General features: G+C 49.0%; 13 protein-coding genes and 5 tRNA genes. 17 read left to right on the top strand and 1 reads right to left on the bottom strand.

From position 1 onward, the window contains the following. The 17 genes from DPQ25_RS07045 (at position 1) to DPQ25_RS06965 (ending at position 14183) form a co-directional block, all read left to right on the top strand. The gene (locus tag DPQ25_RS07045) at positions 1–690 is read left to right on the top strand and encodes a metallophosphoesterase (protein WP_112332464.1); all 690 of its coding nucleotides are present in this window, start codon (positions 1–3) and stop codon (positions 688–690) included. Positions 691–786: 96 nt separating this feature from the next. Then, positions 787–2079, top strand: coding sequence for a trigger factor (tig, locus tag DPQ25_RS07040; protein ID WP_112332463.1), 1293 nt, complete (start codon positions 787–789; stop codon positions 2077–2079). A 93-nt stretch (positions 2080–2172) separates the two neighbouring features. Next, positions 2173–2757: an ATP-dependent Clp endopeptidase proteolytic subunit ClpP gene (gene clpP / locus DPQ25_RS07035; RefSeq protein ID WP_112332570.1), complete on the top strand. Its 585-nt coding sequence runs from the start codon at positions 2173–2175 to the stop codon at positions 2755–2757. 64 nt (positions 2758–2821) lie between these two features. Then, entirely contained in the window at positions 2822–4144 is a 1323-nt protein-coding gene (gene clpX, locus DPQ25_RS07030; RefSeq protein ID WP_112332462.1) for an ATP-dependent Clp protease ATP-binding subunit ClpX, read from the top strand. 91 nt (positions 4145–4235) lie between these two features. Further along, entirely contained in the window at positions 4236–6650 is a 2415-nt protein-coding gene (gene lon / locus DPQ25_RS07025) for an endopeptidase La (protein ID WP_112332461.1), read from the top strand. 11 nt (positions 6651–6661) lie between these two features. Continuing rightward, the gene (gene yihA / locus DPQ25_RS07020; protein WP_112332460.1) at positions 6662–7267 is read left to right on the top strand and encodes a ribosome biogenesis GTP-binding protein YihA/YsxC; all 606 of its coding nucleotides are present in this window, start codon (positions 6662–6664) and stop codon (positions 7265–7267) included. A 73-nt stretch (positions 7268–7340) separates the two neighbouring features. Beyond that, positions 7341–7652 (top strand): YerC/YecD family TrpR-related protein, encoded by a 312-nt coding sequence (locus tag DPQ25_RS07015; protein WP_112332459.1) that lies wholly within the window; start codon positions 7341–7343, stop codon positions 7650–7652. After that, positions 7649–8407 (top strand): class I SAM-dependent DNA methyltransferase, encoded by a 759-nt coding sequence (locus DPQ25_RS07010; RefSeq protein WP_112332458.1) that lies wholly within the window; start codon positions 7649–7651, stop codon positions 8405–8407. Before DPQ25_RS07015 ends, DPQ25_RS07010 begins: the two co-directional genes overlap by 4 nt. 41 nt (positions 8408–8448) lie before the next feature. After that, a complete protein-coding gene (gene hslO / locus DPQ25_RS07005) occupies positions 8449–9333 on the top strand; it encodes an Hsp33 family molecular chaperone HslO (RefSeq protein WP_112332457.1) in 885 nt (294 codons plus the stop codon). Positions 9334–9428: 95 nt separating this feature from the next. Beyond that, positions 9429–9505 (top strand) — tRNA-Val (locus DPQ25_RS07000). Positions 9506–9519: 14 nt separating this feature from the next. Next, positions 9520–9596: transfer RNA gene (locus DPQ25_RS06995), tRNA-Asp, on the top strand. A 3-nt stretch (positions 9597–9599) separates the two neighbouring features. Beyond that, positions 9600–9675: transfer RNA gene (locus tag DPQ25_RS06990), tRNA-Phe, on the top strand. A gap of 4 nt (positions 9676–9679) precedes the next feature. Beyond that, positions 9680–9755, top strand: a tRNA-Gly gene (locus DPQ25_RS06985). An 8-nt stretch (positions 9756–9763) separates the two neighbouring features. Beyond that, positions 9764–9838, top strand: a tRNA-Cys gene (locus DPQ25_RS06980). An 87-nt stretch (positions 9839–9925) separates the two neighbouring features. Next, on the top strand, positions 9926–10108 hold the full coding sequence (locus DPQ25_RS06975) for a hypothetical protein (protein WP_112332456.1): 183 nt from the start codon (positions 9926–9928) through the stop codon (positions 10106–10108). After that, positions 10042–10422, top strand: a complete 381-nt coding sequence (locus DPQ25_RS15320) for a GNAT family N-acetyltransferase (RefSeq protein WP_112332455.1) — start codon at positions 10042–10044, stop codon at positions 10420–10422. Before DPQ25_RS06975 ends, DPQ25_RS15320 begins: the two co-directional genes overlap by 67 nt. A 431-nt stretch (positions 10423–10853) precedes the next feature. Further along, positions 10854–14183, top strand: coding sequence for a glucosidase family protein (locus tag DPQ25_RS06965; RefSeq protein ID WP_112332454.1), 3330 nt, complete (start codon positions 10854–10856; stop codon positions 14181–14183). Between the two features lie 311 nt (positions 14184–14494). On the opposite strand, the gene DPQ25_RS06960 is transcribed toward DPQ25_RS06965, so the two are convergent. Next, positions 14495–15532 carry a uroporphyrinogen decarboxylase family protein gene (locus DPQ25_RS06960; protein ID WP_112332453.1) on the bottom strand — a complete coding sequence of 346 codons (1038 nt, stop codon included), beginning with the start codon at positions 15530–15532 and terminating at the stop codon, positions 14495–14497. Positions 15533–15587 lie beyond the last annotated feature (55 nt).

The raw sequence follows: 15587 nt of genomic DNA, 5'->3' as shown, positions 1-15587 counted from the left end.
ATGGCGTTGTTTACAATCGCAGATCTGCATCTGTCGTTGGGAACGGATAAGCCAATGGATGTGTTTCCAGGCTGGAAAAATTATGTGGATCGCCTGGAGGCAAACTGGCGGCGGCTTGTTTCAGACGGTGATACGGTGGTTATAGCGGGGGACATTTCGTGGGCGATGAAGCTGGAAGATGCGGCGGCGGATTTTACTTTTCTCCATGCCCTTCCGGGGGAAAAGCTCATCTTGAAGGGGAACCATGACTATTGGTGGAGCACACGCAAAAAGCTGGAGGAGTTTCTGCAGCGGCACGGCTTTTATTCCATCCGTTTTATTCATAATAACGCGGTGGCTGTGGGTGATATAGCGGTCTGCGGAACGCGCGGCTGGCTTTATAATGCAGAGACGGAGGAGGACCTTAAGATCGTCAACCGCGAGGTTGGGCGGTTGAATGCTTCGCTGGATGAGGCGGAGCGGCTGGGACTCCGGCCGGTGGTGTTCCTCCATTATCCGCCGGTTTATGACGGAGCAGAGTGCCGGGAAATTTTGACGGTTCTGAAGCAACGGCAGATTGACACCTGCTATTTTGGCCATATCCATGGCGCCCAGGCCGCAAGGCGGGCGGTGACCGGGGAGTACGACGGCATTAAAATGGTTTTGGTTTCCTGTGACTATGTAAAATTCACACCGGTTTTGGTGAGATGAATAAATTTTAAATATTTACTTGTAGATATGGAATATTTGGAAGCATTATGCTATAATGCAAAAGATAATATGCGATTTAGCAGGAGGAAATAAAGAATGAGTTTAAAATCAAGCAACCAGGTGGAGAAAAACCGCTGCCAGCTGGAAATTGAAATTGCCGGGGATGTTTTTGAGAAGGCATTGAACGATGCATACCATAAGCAAAGCAAGAAAATCATGGTTCCCGGCTTCCGTAAGGGAAAGGCCCCGCGTGCTTTTATTGAAAAGTATTACGGTGACCAGGTCTTTTATGAGGATGCAATTAATGCGCTTTATCCCGCAGCTCTCGAGGAGGCGGTAAAAGAAGCCAGCATTGACATGATTGAAGATAAAATCGATTTCGACCTCGTTTCCGCGGGGAAGGACGGTCTTGTCTTTAAGGTAACCGTTACGACCAAGCCGGAAATATCCATTGAGAACTATAAGGGCATCGCGGTGGAAAAGGCCGTTAAAACCATTACGGACGACGATGTGATGGAAGAGGTCAAGAAGGTTCAGGACCGCAACTCCAGAATGGTGACGGTAGAAGACCGCAGTGCTGAAAACGGCGATATCACGGTTATTGATTTTGAGGGCTTTGTGGACGGTACGGCGTTTGAGGGCGGCAAGGGTGAAAACTTCAGCCTGACGCTAGGCTCCGGTCAGTTTATCCCGGGTTTTGAGGAGCAGATTGTTGGTCATCAGTCTGGAGACGAGTTCGATGTTACCGTGACCTTCCCCGAGGATTACCAGGCGGCAGAGCTGGCCGGCAAGGAAGCTGTATTCAAGGTAAAGCTCCATGAAATCAAGGTTAAGGAGCTGCCGGAGCTGGACGACGACTTTGTTAAGGACGTCAGCGACTTTGATACATTGGACAGCTATAAGGAGGATATCCGTACCAAGCTGACAGAGACTGCCGAGCGGAAGTCCAAGGATGATTTGGAGAATAAGCTGATCGATAAGCTGGTTGAACTGGTTGAAGGAGATATCCCGGAGGCGATGTTCAATAATAAGATCAATGAGGATTTGCGTGATTTTGCCTACCGTCTCCAGTCCCAGGGCCTAAACATGGAGACCTATATGAAATATACCGGGATGGATCAGGAAGCCATGCGTGCCTCCATGCGTCCGCAGGCTGAACGTCAGGTTAAAACCCGCTTGGCGCTGGAAAAGATTGCCAAGCTGGAAAATATTGTGCCGAATGATGATGATCTTGAGGAAGAATACCAAACGCTGGCGAAAAACTATGAGATGGAAGCCGACAAGATTAAGGAATTGATCTCTAAGGAAGAGCTTGCCAAGGATGTCTGCGTCAAGAAGGCGATTGATCTTGTGAGAGATTCTGCAGAGATTACGGAAAAGGCTGAATAAAATTTACATCAGTAGTCAATCCTTAAAAAGCTGCCGTTTCCCACGCGAAACGGCAACTTTTCCTATTACGCGTGGAGAATGGACGGCGATGAAATGAGCAGCTTAGTGCCATATGTAATTGAACAGACCAACCGTGGCGAACGTTCCTATGATATTTTTTCACGCCTGTTAAACGACCGGATCATTATGTTGACCGGTGAGGTAGAGGACGGCATGGCCAGCGTGATTGTTGCGCAGCTTTTATACTTGGAGGGGCAGGACCCCGCCAAGGATATCAGCCTCTACATTAACAGCCCGGGGGGCTCGGTAACCTCGGGCATGGCAATCTATGACACAATGCAGTATATTAAGTGCGACGTTTCCACCATCTGTATGGGTATGGCGGCTAGTATGGGCGCGTTTTTACTGGCGGCCGGCGCAAAGGGGAAGCGTTTTGCCCTGCCGAACAGCGATATTATGATCCATCAGCCCAGCGGCGGCGCACAGGGCCAGGCGACAGATATTATGATTCACGCAGGCCATATTCAGGCGACCAAGAAAAGACTTAACACGATTTTGGCGGAACGTACCGGTCAGCCCTACGAGGTAATTGCTCAGGACACGGAGCGCGATAATTTTATGACGGCTCAGCAGGCTATGGAATATGGCCTTGTTGACAAGGTGATTGATAGACGGTGATCCGGCGGCTTTTAAAGGAGCATTGGCTGGAGGCCTCGATAAAATAGGTAGGTGACAATAGTTCATGTCCAACAATGACGAAGTAAAGGATGGCAGAGGGGTGAGCTGCTCATTCTGCGGCAAACCGCAGAGTGAGGCGCGCCGTTTGATTGCGGGGCCTGGTGTTTATATCTGCGATGAGTGCATCGAGCTGTGCATGTCCATTTTAGAGGATGAGAAAAACCTGGCAAACCGCAGAACCTCCTACGAGGAAAATGTCAATGCTGTTCTGCCCAAGCCGCAGGAGATTAAGGCACAGCTGGATGAGTATGTAATCGGGCAGGACGATGCCAAGGTTGCGCTTTCAGTGGCGGTTTACAACCACTATAAGCGCATTTATTTCGGCAGCGCCAACGATGATATAGAGCTGACAAAGAGCAACGTGCTCTTACTCGGCCCGACGGGTGTGGGTAAAACCTTTTTGGTGCAGACCCTCGCTAAAATTCTGGATGTTCCGCTTGCCATTGCAGATGCAACGACATTGACAGAAGCTGGTTATGTGGGCGAGGATGTGGAGAATATTCTGCTTCGCTTAATTCAGGCCGCCGACTTTGATATTGAAAAGGCCGAGCAAGGAATTATCTATGTGGATGAGATCGATAAAATCGCCCGAAAATCGGAAAATCCATCCATTACACGCGATGTCAGCGGCGAGGGCGTTCAGCAGGCGCTGCTGAAAATTTTGGAGGGCACGGTTTCCAATGTTCCACCGCAGGGCGGACGCAAACATCCGCAGCAGGAATTTCTGCAAATCGACACTACCAATATCCTCTTCATCTGCGGAGGCGCATTTGATGGGCTGAATAAGATAGTTGAAAAGCGGACGGCCCCCTCTGGTCTTGGGTTTGGCGCGGAGGTGAAGTCGAAAGCGGAGCTGGATGCAATTGCCTGGATGCAGGAGGTTACCCCGCACGACCTGGTTAAATTCGGGCTGATTCCGGAGCTGGTCGGGCGTATGCCGGTGATTGCAGCGCTGAACGGGCTGGACGAGGAGTCCTTGGTGCGAATTTTGACCGAGCCGAAAAATTCTTTGCTGCGGCAGTACAAAAAACTGTTTGAGTTGGATAAGGTAGACCTGGAGTTTACCCCGGATGCCTTGAAGGCGGTCGCTAAAAAGACTATTGAGCGCCAGACAGGAGCAAGAGGCTTGCGCGCCATCATGGAGGAGATCCTTACAAAATTCATGTATGAGATCCCTTCTGATTATACCATCGATAAGGTAACGGTGACCAAGGACACTGTGGAGAACGGCGCGAGCCCTGAAATTGAGTACGACCAAAACAGGAAGCCGGTAAAGATTAAAATAACGGCTCCTAAAAAGCGCGGGCGGAAGGATTCTGCTTCGTAAGCAGTCGCGGACATTGGCTGTTGCAGGTAGGTTGGCAGAATGAGCTGGCCCTTCTGTAGCGGCCATTTTTGTTAATAGGAGGTTTCAAAAAATGGATATCGGAGAAAAGAACGAGACTTTAGTATTGCCGGCGCTTGCGCTGCGCGGCCTCGTCATCTTTCCGGAAATGATGATCCAGTTTGATGTTGGGCGTAAAAAGTCTATTTTGGCACTGGCAGAGGCTATGGAGGCCGACCAGCGCATTTTTCTGGTTGCACAAAAGGATTTGGGCGATAATGAGCCGGCGGAGCAGCAGCTTTATACCATGGGCGTAGTCGCCAAGGTAAAGCAGGTTGTGCGGTATTCCGAAGAGGGAGTACGCCTTTACGCGGAGGGCCTGTACAGGGCAAAAATTTTGAAAACCAAGCAGTCCTCTCCGTTTTTTACTTTTGAGGTTGAAGCGGTACAGGATGAGCCTTATAAGGAAAGTCCGCGGACAGAGGCTTTAATTCGCCATGTCCAGGATTTATTTGATGTCTATGTACAGAAATTTGCCAAGGTTCCGCCGGACATTCTGCTGGGCGTGATGAAGCGCAAGAACTGCGGCGATTTGGCGGATTTTATTACCAGTAACCTTATGCTGGGTTTTGAGAAAAAGCAGGCAGTCCTTCAGGAGCTGCATCCGGTGAAGCGGTTGAAGCTGCTCAGTTCACAGCTTGAAAATGAGATGAATATCCTCTCCATTGAAAATGAAATCAATGAGAAGGCGAAGGAACATATTGACCAGGGCCAGCGCGAATATTTCCTGCGGGAGCAAATGCGGGCCATTGCCGCCGAGCTGGGGGATGAGGATAATCCTCACGAGGAGGCAGATACCTACCGGGCGAAGATATTGAAGCTCGGTTTGCCGGAGCTGCAGCGGGACAAGCTTTTAAAAGAATGTGACCGGTTGGCCAAAATGCCCTTTGCCTCCCACGAGGCAAGCGTTATTGTTTCTTATCTGGACACTTGCCTCGGGTTGCCGTGGAATAGTGAGAGCAAAGAACACATCGACCTGAAAAAGGCGCAGCGGGTGTTGGACCGTGACCATTACGGGCTGGAAAAGGTAAAGGAGCGTATTTTAGAAACACTGGCAGTGCGCAAGCTTTCACCGGAGCTGAATGGTCAGATTATCTGCCTGGTGGGTCCCCCGGGCGTTGGTAAGACCTCTATTGCCCATTCTATTGCAGAGGCAATTGGGCGGGTTTATGTGCGTGTTTCACTCGGCGGCGTACGGGATGAATCCGATATTGTCGGCCACCGCAAGACGTATATCGGCTCCATGCCGGGTAGAATCATCAACGCCTTAAAGCAAGCCGGAGTAAAGAACCCATTGGTTTTATTGGATGAAATTGATAAGCTGGGTGCCAGTTACCAGGGGGATCCTTCCTCCGCACTGCTTGAGGTACTGGATTCGGAGCAGAATGGCACGTTCTATGACCATTATATCGACATGCCTTTTGACCTGAGCAAGGTCATGTTCATTACCACGGCGAATGATTACGGCGCGATTCCCGCGCCGCTGCTGGATCGAATGGATGTGATTACCCTCGGCAGCTATACTCACGAGGAAAAGTATCAGATAGCAACCCGCCACCTGCTGCCAAAACAGCTGCGCAAAAACGGAATCCCGGCAAAGAGCCTGAAGATTGTCCCGGCGGCGATGCATGAACTGATTGACAGCTATACCAGCGAAGCCGGCGTTCGGAACCTGGAGCGTCAACTGGCCTCGCTCTGCCGGAAATGCGCAAGAATAGTTCTGGAAAACCCGGATCAGAAAATAACTGTCACCGCGAAAAAACTGGAGGAGCTTCTGGGGCCTAAGCGCTTTAAACGCGACAGGCTGACTAAGACGGACGAGGTCGGCCTGGTCAATGGCCTTGCCTGGACAAGCGTAGGCGGTGAAATTTTACCTATTGAGGTAGCTGTTATGGAGGGGACCGGAAAAATAGAACTGACGGGCTCTTTGGGCGATGTGATGAAGGAATCTGCGCGCACGGCGATCACTTGCATCCGCACTCGTGCGGCAAAGCTTGGCATCAGCCACGATTTTTACTGTAAATATGATATTCATATCCATGCGCCGGAGGGAGCGATTCCTAAGGACGGCCCTTCGGCGGGCATTGCCATGGCTACCGCCATCACTTCGGCTTTGTGCAATATCCCCGTACGCCATGATGTGGCAATGACGGGAGAGATCACTCTGCTGGGCCGCGTGCTGCCAATAGGCGGCCTGAAGGAAAAAACCATGGCCGCTTACCGGGCCGGGGTGAAGAAAGTATTAATTCCGGCGGATAACGTTTCAGACCTCTATGAGGTGGAGGATGTGGTAAAGGCACATATTCAATTTGTTCCGGTAGAACGAATTGATCAGGTGCTGCAAGAAGCCCTGGCCAAACAGCCGGAGCCAGCGGCAGAGGCGCTGGCCTCCACACCGCTGCTTGAAACAGAGGGAAAGGCCGCCCGGCTTTCGACCATTTACCAGTGAGGACGGAAACCATGAATTTTCAAAATGCAGCCTTTGAATTTTGCGCGGGCCGCTTTCATCAGCTGCCAGCATCTGATCTTCCGGAAATTGTATTTTCAGGCCGGTCCAATGTGGGGAAGAGCTCCCTCATTAACAAGCTGCTCAACAGAAAAGCGCTGGCGCGTGTCAGTGCAAAGCCGGGTAAAACGGGTACTATAAACTTTTACCGCTTGCCTGAATGCCGTTTGGTGGACCTGCCGGGCTACGGCTATGCTAAGGTTTCGGCAGCAGAAAAGCAGCGATGGGCGGAACTTGTAGAAGGGTATCTCGGCGCGGACCGTAAAATCGCGTGTGTGGTGCAGATCATTGATCTGCGCCATGAACCGACGCGCGATGATCTACATATGATTCAATATCTTTTAGACCAGGAGCTGCCCTTTGTGATTGCCGCGACCAAAAGCGACAAGCTCAATAAAACACAGCGGGAGGAACGCCTGGCGGGCAATCGTGAGCTTTTTGCCGAGATTGACGATGTTCCGCTGCAGGCGGTTTCTTCTTTAACCGGCGAAGGGATTGAAGCATTGAAAGACCATATTGAACGTTGCTGCGAAGAGAGTGGAGCGTCCGCTTCCTCTTAGGCGCCTTGTATACTTTACTTTTCCACTTTTGTGTGATAAAATTTTATTGCACTAAATTTAAGGGGTGAGAGGTATGAATTCAAAAATTAAGGACGACAGTGTTGACTTTTTGTTTCAAGCAATTCTTTCCTTGCAGACAGTGGAAGAGTGTTATAATTTTTTTGAGGATCTCTGTACGGTTCCGGAAATTAAGGCAATGGCGCAGCGCATTTTGGTGGCCCACATGCTGAGCACCAAACGGGTCTATAGCGACATTGTTTCGCATACCGGTGCATCAACGGCGACGATCAGCCGCGTAAATCGTTCGCTCAATTATGGCTGCGACGGCTATGAACTGGTTTTTAACCGTTTAGATGAGCAAAAAGTGAAGGAACCGGAAAAATGAGCTATACTGTTTTTGCTCGGTATTATGACCGTTTAATGCATGCGGTAGATTATCAGGAGCGGGCCGGTTATTTATGCGCTGTGCTGAAAAAGCACGGGCACGATGCCGGCCTGGTGCTTGATTTAGCCTGTGGTACCGGCAGCCTGACCGTGGAACTGGCAAAACGGGGAATGGATATTTATGGTGTGGATGCCTCAGCAGAGATGTTGGCGGAGGCTCAGCAAAAGGCGGCTGGCGAGGAGCTCTCTATTTTATTTCTGCGGCAGAAGATGCAGAGCCTGGACCTTTACGGCACCGTAGATACGGTTTTTTGTGCCATGGACAGCATTAACCACCTAACGCTTGAAAAGGACTGGCGAGCGGCTTTTGAGCGGGTTTCACTGTTCCTGAACCCCGGAGGATATTTTATTTTCGACTGTAACACGGTGTATAAGCATCGGGTAATTTTGGCAGACAACACCTTTGTGTACGACACAGGGGAAGTTTTCTGTGTTTGGCAGAATGCGCTGGAAAAGAGGACGGACCGCGTCGCAATTTCCCTTGACTTTTTTACAAAGCGGCCGGATGGCGCTTACAGCCGGTCTTCTGAACATTTTTATGAACGGGCCTATCCAACGGAGACTATTTGCGGTTTTCTGCAGAGCGCAGGACTTATGGTTGAAGGGCTCTATGCAGACCTAACCTTTCAGGCGCCGGCAGCAGAGAGCGAGCGGCTTTTGTTTGTAGCGAAAAAGTCGGCAGCCAAAGCCCGTTAGGCATATCGTTAGTAAACTTTTGAAAGGAGCCGCCATATCATATGGATAGGATAACACGATACATTACAAGGACCGGAGGAATTATGGCATGTGCCATTGACAGTACCTATATGGTGGCAACCGCGCAGGAAATCCATCGGACCTCGCCTGTGGCAACCGCAGCGCTGGGACGGTTGATGACAGCAGCCTCAATGATGGGGTCTATGTTGAAAAAGGATGGCGCGACCGTGACATTAAAGGCCAACGGCGGCGGCCCTCTTGGTTCTGTTGTTGCCATTGCGGACAGCAACGGCAACTGTAAGGGATATGCGGAACATCCGGAGGTTGTTTTGCCGTTAAAGCCCAATGGAAAGCTGGACGTAGGCGGCGCGGTGGGCCGAAACGGCCTGCTTGGCGTATTGCGCGATTTAGGCGAGGGCCAGCCGTACAGCGGCCAGGTTGCGCTTCAGTCCGGTGAGATTGCCGAAGATATCACCCATTATTATGCGGTCAGCGAGCAAATTCCAACGGTTTGCGCCCTAGGCGTACTGGTGGGAAAGGATGCGAACAAGGGTATTCTGGCAGGGGGATTACTTGTTCAGGTGCTGCCTGGCGCAGCGCCGGAAGAGATTGATTTGCTTGAGAAAAATGTTTCCGGTTTGTCGTCGGTTACGAAGATGCTGGCCCAAGGGCTGACGATTGACGAAATTTGCTTGCAGATATTGACAGGACTTGAAGCGGAGGCACTGGACGGCTTTAACGTACATTATGCCTGTAACTGTAGCCGCGAGCGGGTGTTAAGAGCCTTTGCCACGCTGAAGGAGGAGGAACTCCTATCCCTGCCGGATGAAAGTGGTGTTGTTGAGGCAACATGCCAGTATTGTGGCAAGCATTACAGGTTTACCAGAGAAGATCTGATGGAGCTTGTAAAGGCTGGTAAGGATTAAAATAGCAAAAAATTACTTTTTTTAAGAATTTGGGGTTGACAAATATTAGAAGGTATAGTATTATATTATACGTCGCTGGAAAACAGTAATGTGACGGGAGCATAGCTCAGCTGGTTAGAGCACCTGCCTTACAAGCAGGGGGTCATAGGTTCGAGTCCTATTGTTCCCACCATTGAATGGCCATATGGCTCGGTAGTTCAGTTGGTTAGAACGCTAGCCTGTCACGCTAGAGGTCGACGGTTCGAGCCCGTTCCGAGTCGCCATTCGCCTCTGTAGCTCAGTTGGTAGAGCAGGGGACTGAAAATCCCCGTGTCGGTGGTTCGATTCCGCCCGGAGGCACCATTTTGCGAACGTAGCTCATCTGGTAGAGCGCCACCTTGCCAAGGTGGAGGTAGCGAGTTCGAGCCTCGTCGTTCGCTCCATTTTTTTTGGCGACATAGCCAAGTGGTAAGGCATGGGTCTGCAAAACCCTGATTCCCCAGTTCAAATCTGGGTGTCGCCTCCAGGTAATAAGACAAACTTCTAAAACAGAAGTTTGTCTTATTATTTTATAAGCATACATTTAAGCAACCGTAGAGAATGGCGGGAGGATATGGAAGTAGAACTGAAGGGAATCCCAGTAGAGAAAAAAGAAACGCTTAATAACCTGCTGGAAAAGTACAATTATGAATTTTCGCAGTATGATCAGGCACCTTTTGACGATGAAGGATTGTTCCATTACCCTTATTTGGACAATATTGGTCGGAGGCAGGCAGGCACCCCTGCTTTATCATAGTAGACCATAAGCTCGCGGGCTTTGTGCTCATTAATAGGCATGGGGCATGTGACCGGCCGGTAAATTGGTCCGTTGCGGAGCTTTTTGTTTCATACCCTTACAGGCGTAAGGGTGTTGCCACAATAATTATGGAGCGGATATTTAAGCTTCATCAGGGTTTTTGGCATATTAAATACCATCCTAAAAATGCTGCAAATAAAATTTTTTGGAATAAGCTTGTCCGTTCGGTTTCAAATGGCTGTTATGAGATTGTTGAAGGAAATGAATGTTATTTTGACGGCACGGCTTCACAGGTGTTAATCTTTAAAATATAGCTGTGAACATGACTGTTTATGATGAAATTTGTGCTTTTCTCTGATTTGATTCCGAGGCTTTTGTTTTTGTCTTTATAAGAAAATGAAGAGACAATTATTTTGTAGAACAGATTTCCTCCTCTAACATTTATTGTTTTTACTTATTTTATAGAATGAGGGTTTCATGCTCTACATGTAATTTAGTCAGGCTCACTAAAAGTAGTTTCCAAGCTTTCTGTAAAATATTGCGCATTATTTGCAATTTCAATATAAAAGCTTGACAGGATGGAGGCGCGTAGATATACTTGTTTCAAACGTTGATAGATGAGTCTTCATCTGGGATGCCTATCAGGAAGGAAATGATTGGAAAGGTTTATTTACTAACCGGAAAACGTTTTTATAAGTGGGCCTTGCCGTAGTTGCACGGTGAAGGGTGTTGGTGGGGTGGAAAAATGACAAACAAAGAAAGCAATCCAAGCTACACAAATTTTGACGAGAGAGCCTGCGCTTTTCAGCAAAGTATTGTTTTTATGCGCCAGGATTATCCCAATATGGCGGTTATGGCTTACGACAATGAAGAAAACCAGTTGGCCTACCAGGTCTTTTTGGCAAAGTTTGTCATTGGCCTTGACGGCAATTTTATGGAGCTTGAAAAGTGCCAGAGGGGAACGGCAGATAATGTTATAGGTGGATTGAAAGGGCACTGTCTGTTCAATGACGAGGAAGTGTGCGCGGAAATTTACCCCTTGATATTGGATCGAGAGCAGTTTGTATGGGAAGGCGGTGCAGTCATTCGAATTTCCACGTCCTCCAGAAAAAGACTGTCGGTTAAGTTTGGCAATGGAGATACGGCATTTATGCATCTCTCTCCTAATCCGGGTATGGCTGGCAGTAATATCGACTGTGAACATGGTGCCTGTGAGATGGAGGAAGGTTATGTCATGGTCAGCCGTAAACACCGTGTACTTAGAACGGCTGTAAAGGGAAATTTAGATTTTAAAATTTACGACAATGCTTCCGGCGGCAGCTATGCTGTGGGCAGTACAGATTACCGTTCGCTGGGATTGGTGGTTGGCTTTTCAACCGATGCAACCCGGGCAAAGGAAATCGCTTCGTTGGACCCGGAAACCGAAATAGAAAAAATTCAGTCCTATTATGCTGAAAAAATGAAAAAATGGTACTTGGAGACACCGGTTCCTGAACTGAATGAGGCGTTTCAGCACGCTCTGCTCAATATTGAGTATGCTTATGTGGATCCGCTAGGCTGGGTCGAGAGTTTCCACCACTGGCCATCCTTCTGGCATGTGGAGCAGGTGGTTCATGAGATCAGTGGAGGAAATGCTGGACGTATAAAGCGCTATTTAGAAGAAGTAGAGCGGCAGATTTGCCCTGACGGTGCAATACCGGATATTTGCTGGAGCCGGGATGGCAGGCGGGACTGGGGTGGAAATAATCAGTTCTTTTTTAGAAATGCCTTTCAATATATCCAGATGACCGGGGATATCAAAATGGCGGAGCAGTTAGAACCGTTGCTTGAGCGAGCGCTTCAACAAACGTTCGCAGAGTGTGACCCGTCGGGAAGCAGCGTCCTGGCCTGGAACACACAGGTCGGCAACCAAGAGGATTTTGAGGCAACGCCGGGTAAAGGCGCAGCCCCTGGCGCGATCGGAGCGTTGATGCTGATGATTATGGCTGCGCTGAAGGGTTTACTTGGAAAAACGGAGGAGGCGCAAAAGTATCGGGCAGCTTCCGGCATGGCGCTGGATTCCCTGCGGAAAATATTATGGAAAAGGGATATTGGCCGGTTTGCTTGGTACCAGGATAATGCAGGGCAGACACGCTATGAGACCACCTATCATGGCATCTGCTATCCAATTTTGTACGACCAGCTACCTATATTAGATCAGCTTACTAGTATAGACCATCTGAAGCATCGACTGTCTGGGGAAGAGGGCGAAGTCTACCAGAGCAACCATTTTGCGGACCACGATTACTGGGGATGTCCGACTTGGGGCATGCAATGCGGCAGTGATATGCAGCCGGTAGCTGCCAGGGCCTTTGCTAAGCTCGGTATGAACAATGATGCGGTCAGACCGCTTGAATTCATTGCCAAACGAGTTTGCAGCCCATACCAGCGGGGCTCCTTCCCGGAGACGGCAAATGAGCGGCGGTTTGCTTATTTTTCGCCGTCAGCGGGCGCTTTTTCGGATGGAGTCATCTCCGGGATTTTTGGGGTAGATATCAACAAGCTCACCAACTGTATGACGATTTCTCCCTGTTTTCCTGACAGCTGGCAGCATGCTAAGCTGCAGATAACTGGGTGCTGTATCACGTATGACAGAGGCACCTATTGGATTCAAACTGATCATTGTATGCGGAAGGTTTTTCGGCAGAAATTGGAGCCGTTCCAGGCGGTCACAGCAACGGTCAACGGAAAAATGGCAACGCCTGCAGTCACGATTCAGGGCAATAAATATGAGGTGGAAATCGATCTGGGAACAGCTGAACAGGTGGAACTGAAGTTGGCGGTGGAAGCGCTTGATTATTCTGTATCTTATAAGGCCTATGGAACCGATAACGAAGTAATTGTGATTGCCGTAAATGGGGTAAAAGTGGTTGGTGTTGACGACCGCTGTGGCGTATTAAAAAATTCGCGCATTACGGACGATGGACTGTTAGTGACGCTGGCAGACCGTCTGCTTGAGCCATATGAAAAATTTGGCTGGCAGGGGCTGATTAATTTTGCCAGACGGACATTTTTTCTTCTTCTGCAGCATGAAGGCCGGCAATTCTATTACCCTTGTACCATCACGGTAATTCCACCCTATCTTGTGGAGGCTCGGTTGCAGGGGAATGAACTTCACATAAATATTGATGAGGAAGCCGTGCTGAAATTAGGCGCCGAAGAGGTATCGGGGCGAAAAAGGTTCGTGCTTACAGAGAGACAAATGGCCAATCTTTCAACCCATCAAAATAAAGCGAGCCTGTACTTGTTCAGCAGTAAAACCCGTGTGGACTTTGTGTTTGAGGCGGAGGTCCAGACCAAGGTAGTGCCTATAGAGCTGTCTGGTGTATCCAGTCCTGAAGGAATGTTTGCCGGCGAAACCCGAAGCACGGAGGAACTTGTCATGCGCTCGGACTTTGCAGGAGGCGGAAAATTTAAACCGCACATAGCATTTGGCCACATGATTGTTCATCCTGATGAGATTATGAAGGATTTATTTAAGCAGAATACGGAGGTTTCCTTACTGCAGGGAGTTCCACTGAAATTGAATCCTGGTGGCTTCATTCCCGTAAACTGGCATAAACCGCTGTTATTTCCGCTTGATATTAGGGCGAAAAAGCTTTACTTCTTAGTCTCGGCATTTTGTGATAACCATGATGTGTTTACCACTTTAGCAGATATTTATGTAACCGCTAAGCAGGGCAGCAGCTATGTACAGGCAGGCTATAGGCGTGAGATTACCTTTCCTGGCCAGGTGGACATGGGATTTCCAAATTATATAGCCTCTGGTTTTGGAACATATGTGGAAGGGGTAGACAAGAGCTTTACTCCCAGAATGCCAGATGATTCATATGGAGATTATCGGGATGCCAGACCCTATGCGTATCCACAGAGGGGACTATGGACGAAAAATCTATCTAAGGAAATCGGTAATACAGTAGTTACGCTTCTGGAGATGGACTTAGAGCAATATGTGGACCTGAGTGAGATTCAAATTCTTCCGAGAACAAATGAATGTGCCATCGCGCTTCTGGCAATATCTGCTCAGGTGGAGTAGCACGGCTGCTTTGTCTGCTGACAAAATTTTTACATGGGTACTGTCTTTCTATAAATGAATGGTTCAGCGTAAAATCAGTTTCTGGTTTTACGCTTTTTATATACCGCTTGCCCAAAGATTTTCGCTTTTGGGCAATTGCAGAATGATGCATTTTTTGTCATAGGTCCTTTGGCCTGTTTGGGCTAAGGCCTGCCGGTTGCCAGGTATTATGTTTCGCCTTTCATATAAATAAAAGGACCAGCCTTAATGAAAAGGGCTCGTCCTTTTATGCTTCTTGTATTCTATCCTTGTTTAGAAGGCGATTACCACAGTTAGCGGATTTCGGCAGCCTTTTTCCGGCCGTATTCGTAGCTGGTTTTCAGTAGGGCCTGAAGGCTTTCGATGGGAAAATCGGGGGTAGCGCCATTGCCGAGCGTCAGCATAAAACGGCCGTCCTTACGGGCGAAGGTATCAACCAAATGCCGGACCTCCTGCGCGACCTCCTGCGGTGTGCCATATGGGATGATTTGCTGGACATCAAAACCGACCCAAAAGGTGATTTGTCCGCCAAATTTCTTGGCAATCTCAGCCTCATCCATCGTGTACTTTTGAATGGGGTGAATGACGTCCAAGCCGATTTCAATTAGATCGGGAAGAAAAAGCTCGATGTTGCCGCAGGTATGCATCCAGACGTGCATATCCAGGGCGTGTGCCTTATCAATCAGCCTTTTATAGTAGGGCTTAAAAAATTCACGAAAAATATCCAACGAAAAAAAGGGGCCTTTTTGGGTGCCGATATCGTCGGAAATGAACAGGCCGTCGGCAGCCAGCTCGCTTTTACCGCGTTCCAGCACACGACAGTAAAAATCGGTCAGCTTGTCGAACAATTGGTGAATTTGACCGGGATATAGATAAAAGTCCATCAAGGCGTTTTCCATCCCACGCAGGGACCATAGACGCTCAAAAAGCCAATACCACCAGTGAATGAGCCGGTATCTGCTTTTAGGGCCTGCTTGTGGAATGAGGCCGGGATACTCCGCAGAGGGGAAATCCGCCAGAATATCGGGCAATTCTGTCCAGTCATCAATGGCAATGACCGCATCCAGGCCGGCGGTTCCCTCAGCTAGGGCTTTATCCTTACTGAGATAACGATAGTGCGGGTCATCATTGGGGGTGTCAAAAATACCGGGCATACCGAGGTAAAGACTCTCTACATCCCCGGTATACTCTTTCAAGAGTGCATCCGCTGTTTTTTCGTGCTGTCCGAAAACAGCGGGATCGATCCAAAGGTCATAGGTCAGGGGAATGCGGCTTTCAATTCCCTTTCCATCGATGATTCGTCTGATTTGCTCGCAGGCGAAATACTCCATCCATCTTGCTCCTTTTGCGCTTAGTCTTGTAAAGTTATGGTTATTATAAGCTGCC

The organism is Hydrogeniiclostridium mannosilyticum, assembly GCF_003268275.1.
GTDB lineage: Bacteria > Bacillota > Clostridia > Oscillospirales > Acutalibacteraceae > Hydrogeniiclostridium > Hydrogeniiclostridium mannosilyticum.
This window is presented reverse-complemented; position numbering and strand designations above follow the sequence as displayed.

Coding starts and splice junctions, on each gene's coding strand:
- DPQ25_RS07045 (WP_112332464.1), top strand. CDS start 1: ATGGCGTTGTTTACAATCGCAGATCTGCATCTGTCGTTGGGAACGGAT.
- DPQ25_RS07010 (WP_112332458.1), top strand. CDS start 7,649: ATGAGCTATACTGTTTTTGCTCGGTATTATGACCGTTTAATGCATGCG.
- DPQ25_RS06960 (WP_112332453.1), bottom strand. CDS start 15,532: ATGGAGTATTTCGCCTGCGAGCAAATCAGACGAATCATCGATGGAAAG.
- clpX (WP_112332462.1), top strand. CDS start 2,822: ATGTCCAACAATGACGAAGTAAAGGATGGCAGAGGGGTGAGCTGCTCA.
- DPQ25_RS06975 (WP_112332456.1), top strand. CDS start 9,926: ATGGAAGTAGAACTGAAGGGAATCCCAGTAGAGAAAAAAGAAACGCTT.
- DPQ25_RS07015 (WP_112332459.1), top strand. CDS start 7,341: ATGAATTCAAAAATTAAGGACGACAGTGTTGACTTTTTGTTTCAAGCA.
- clpP (WP_112332570.1), top strand. CDS start 2,173: ATGAGCAGCTTAGTGCCATATGTAATTGAACAGACCAACCGTGGCGAA.
- DPQ25_RS06965 (WP_112332454.1), top strand. CDS start 10,854: ATGACAAACAAAGAAAGCAATCCAAGCTACACAAATTTTGACGAGAGA.
- lon (WP_112332461.1), top strand. CDS start 4,236: ATGGATATCGGAGAAAAGAACGAGACTTTAGTATTGCCGGCGCTTGCG.
- yihA (WP_112332460.1), top strand. CDS start 6,662: ATGAATTTTCAAAATGCAGCCTTTGAATTTTGCGCGGGCCGCTTTCAT.
- hslO (WP_112332457.1), top strand. CDS start 8,449: ATGGATAGGATAACACGATACATTACAAGGACCGGAGGAATTATGGCA.
- tig (WP_112332463.1), top strand. CDS start 787: ATGAGTTTAAAATCAAGCAACCAGGTGGAGAAAAACCGCTGCCAGCTG.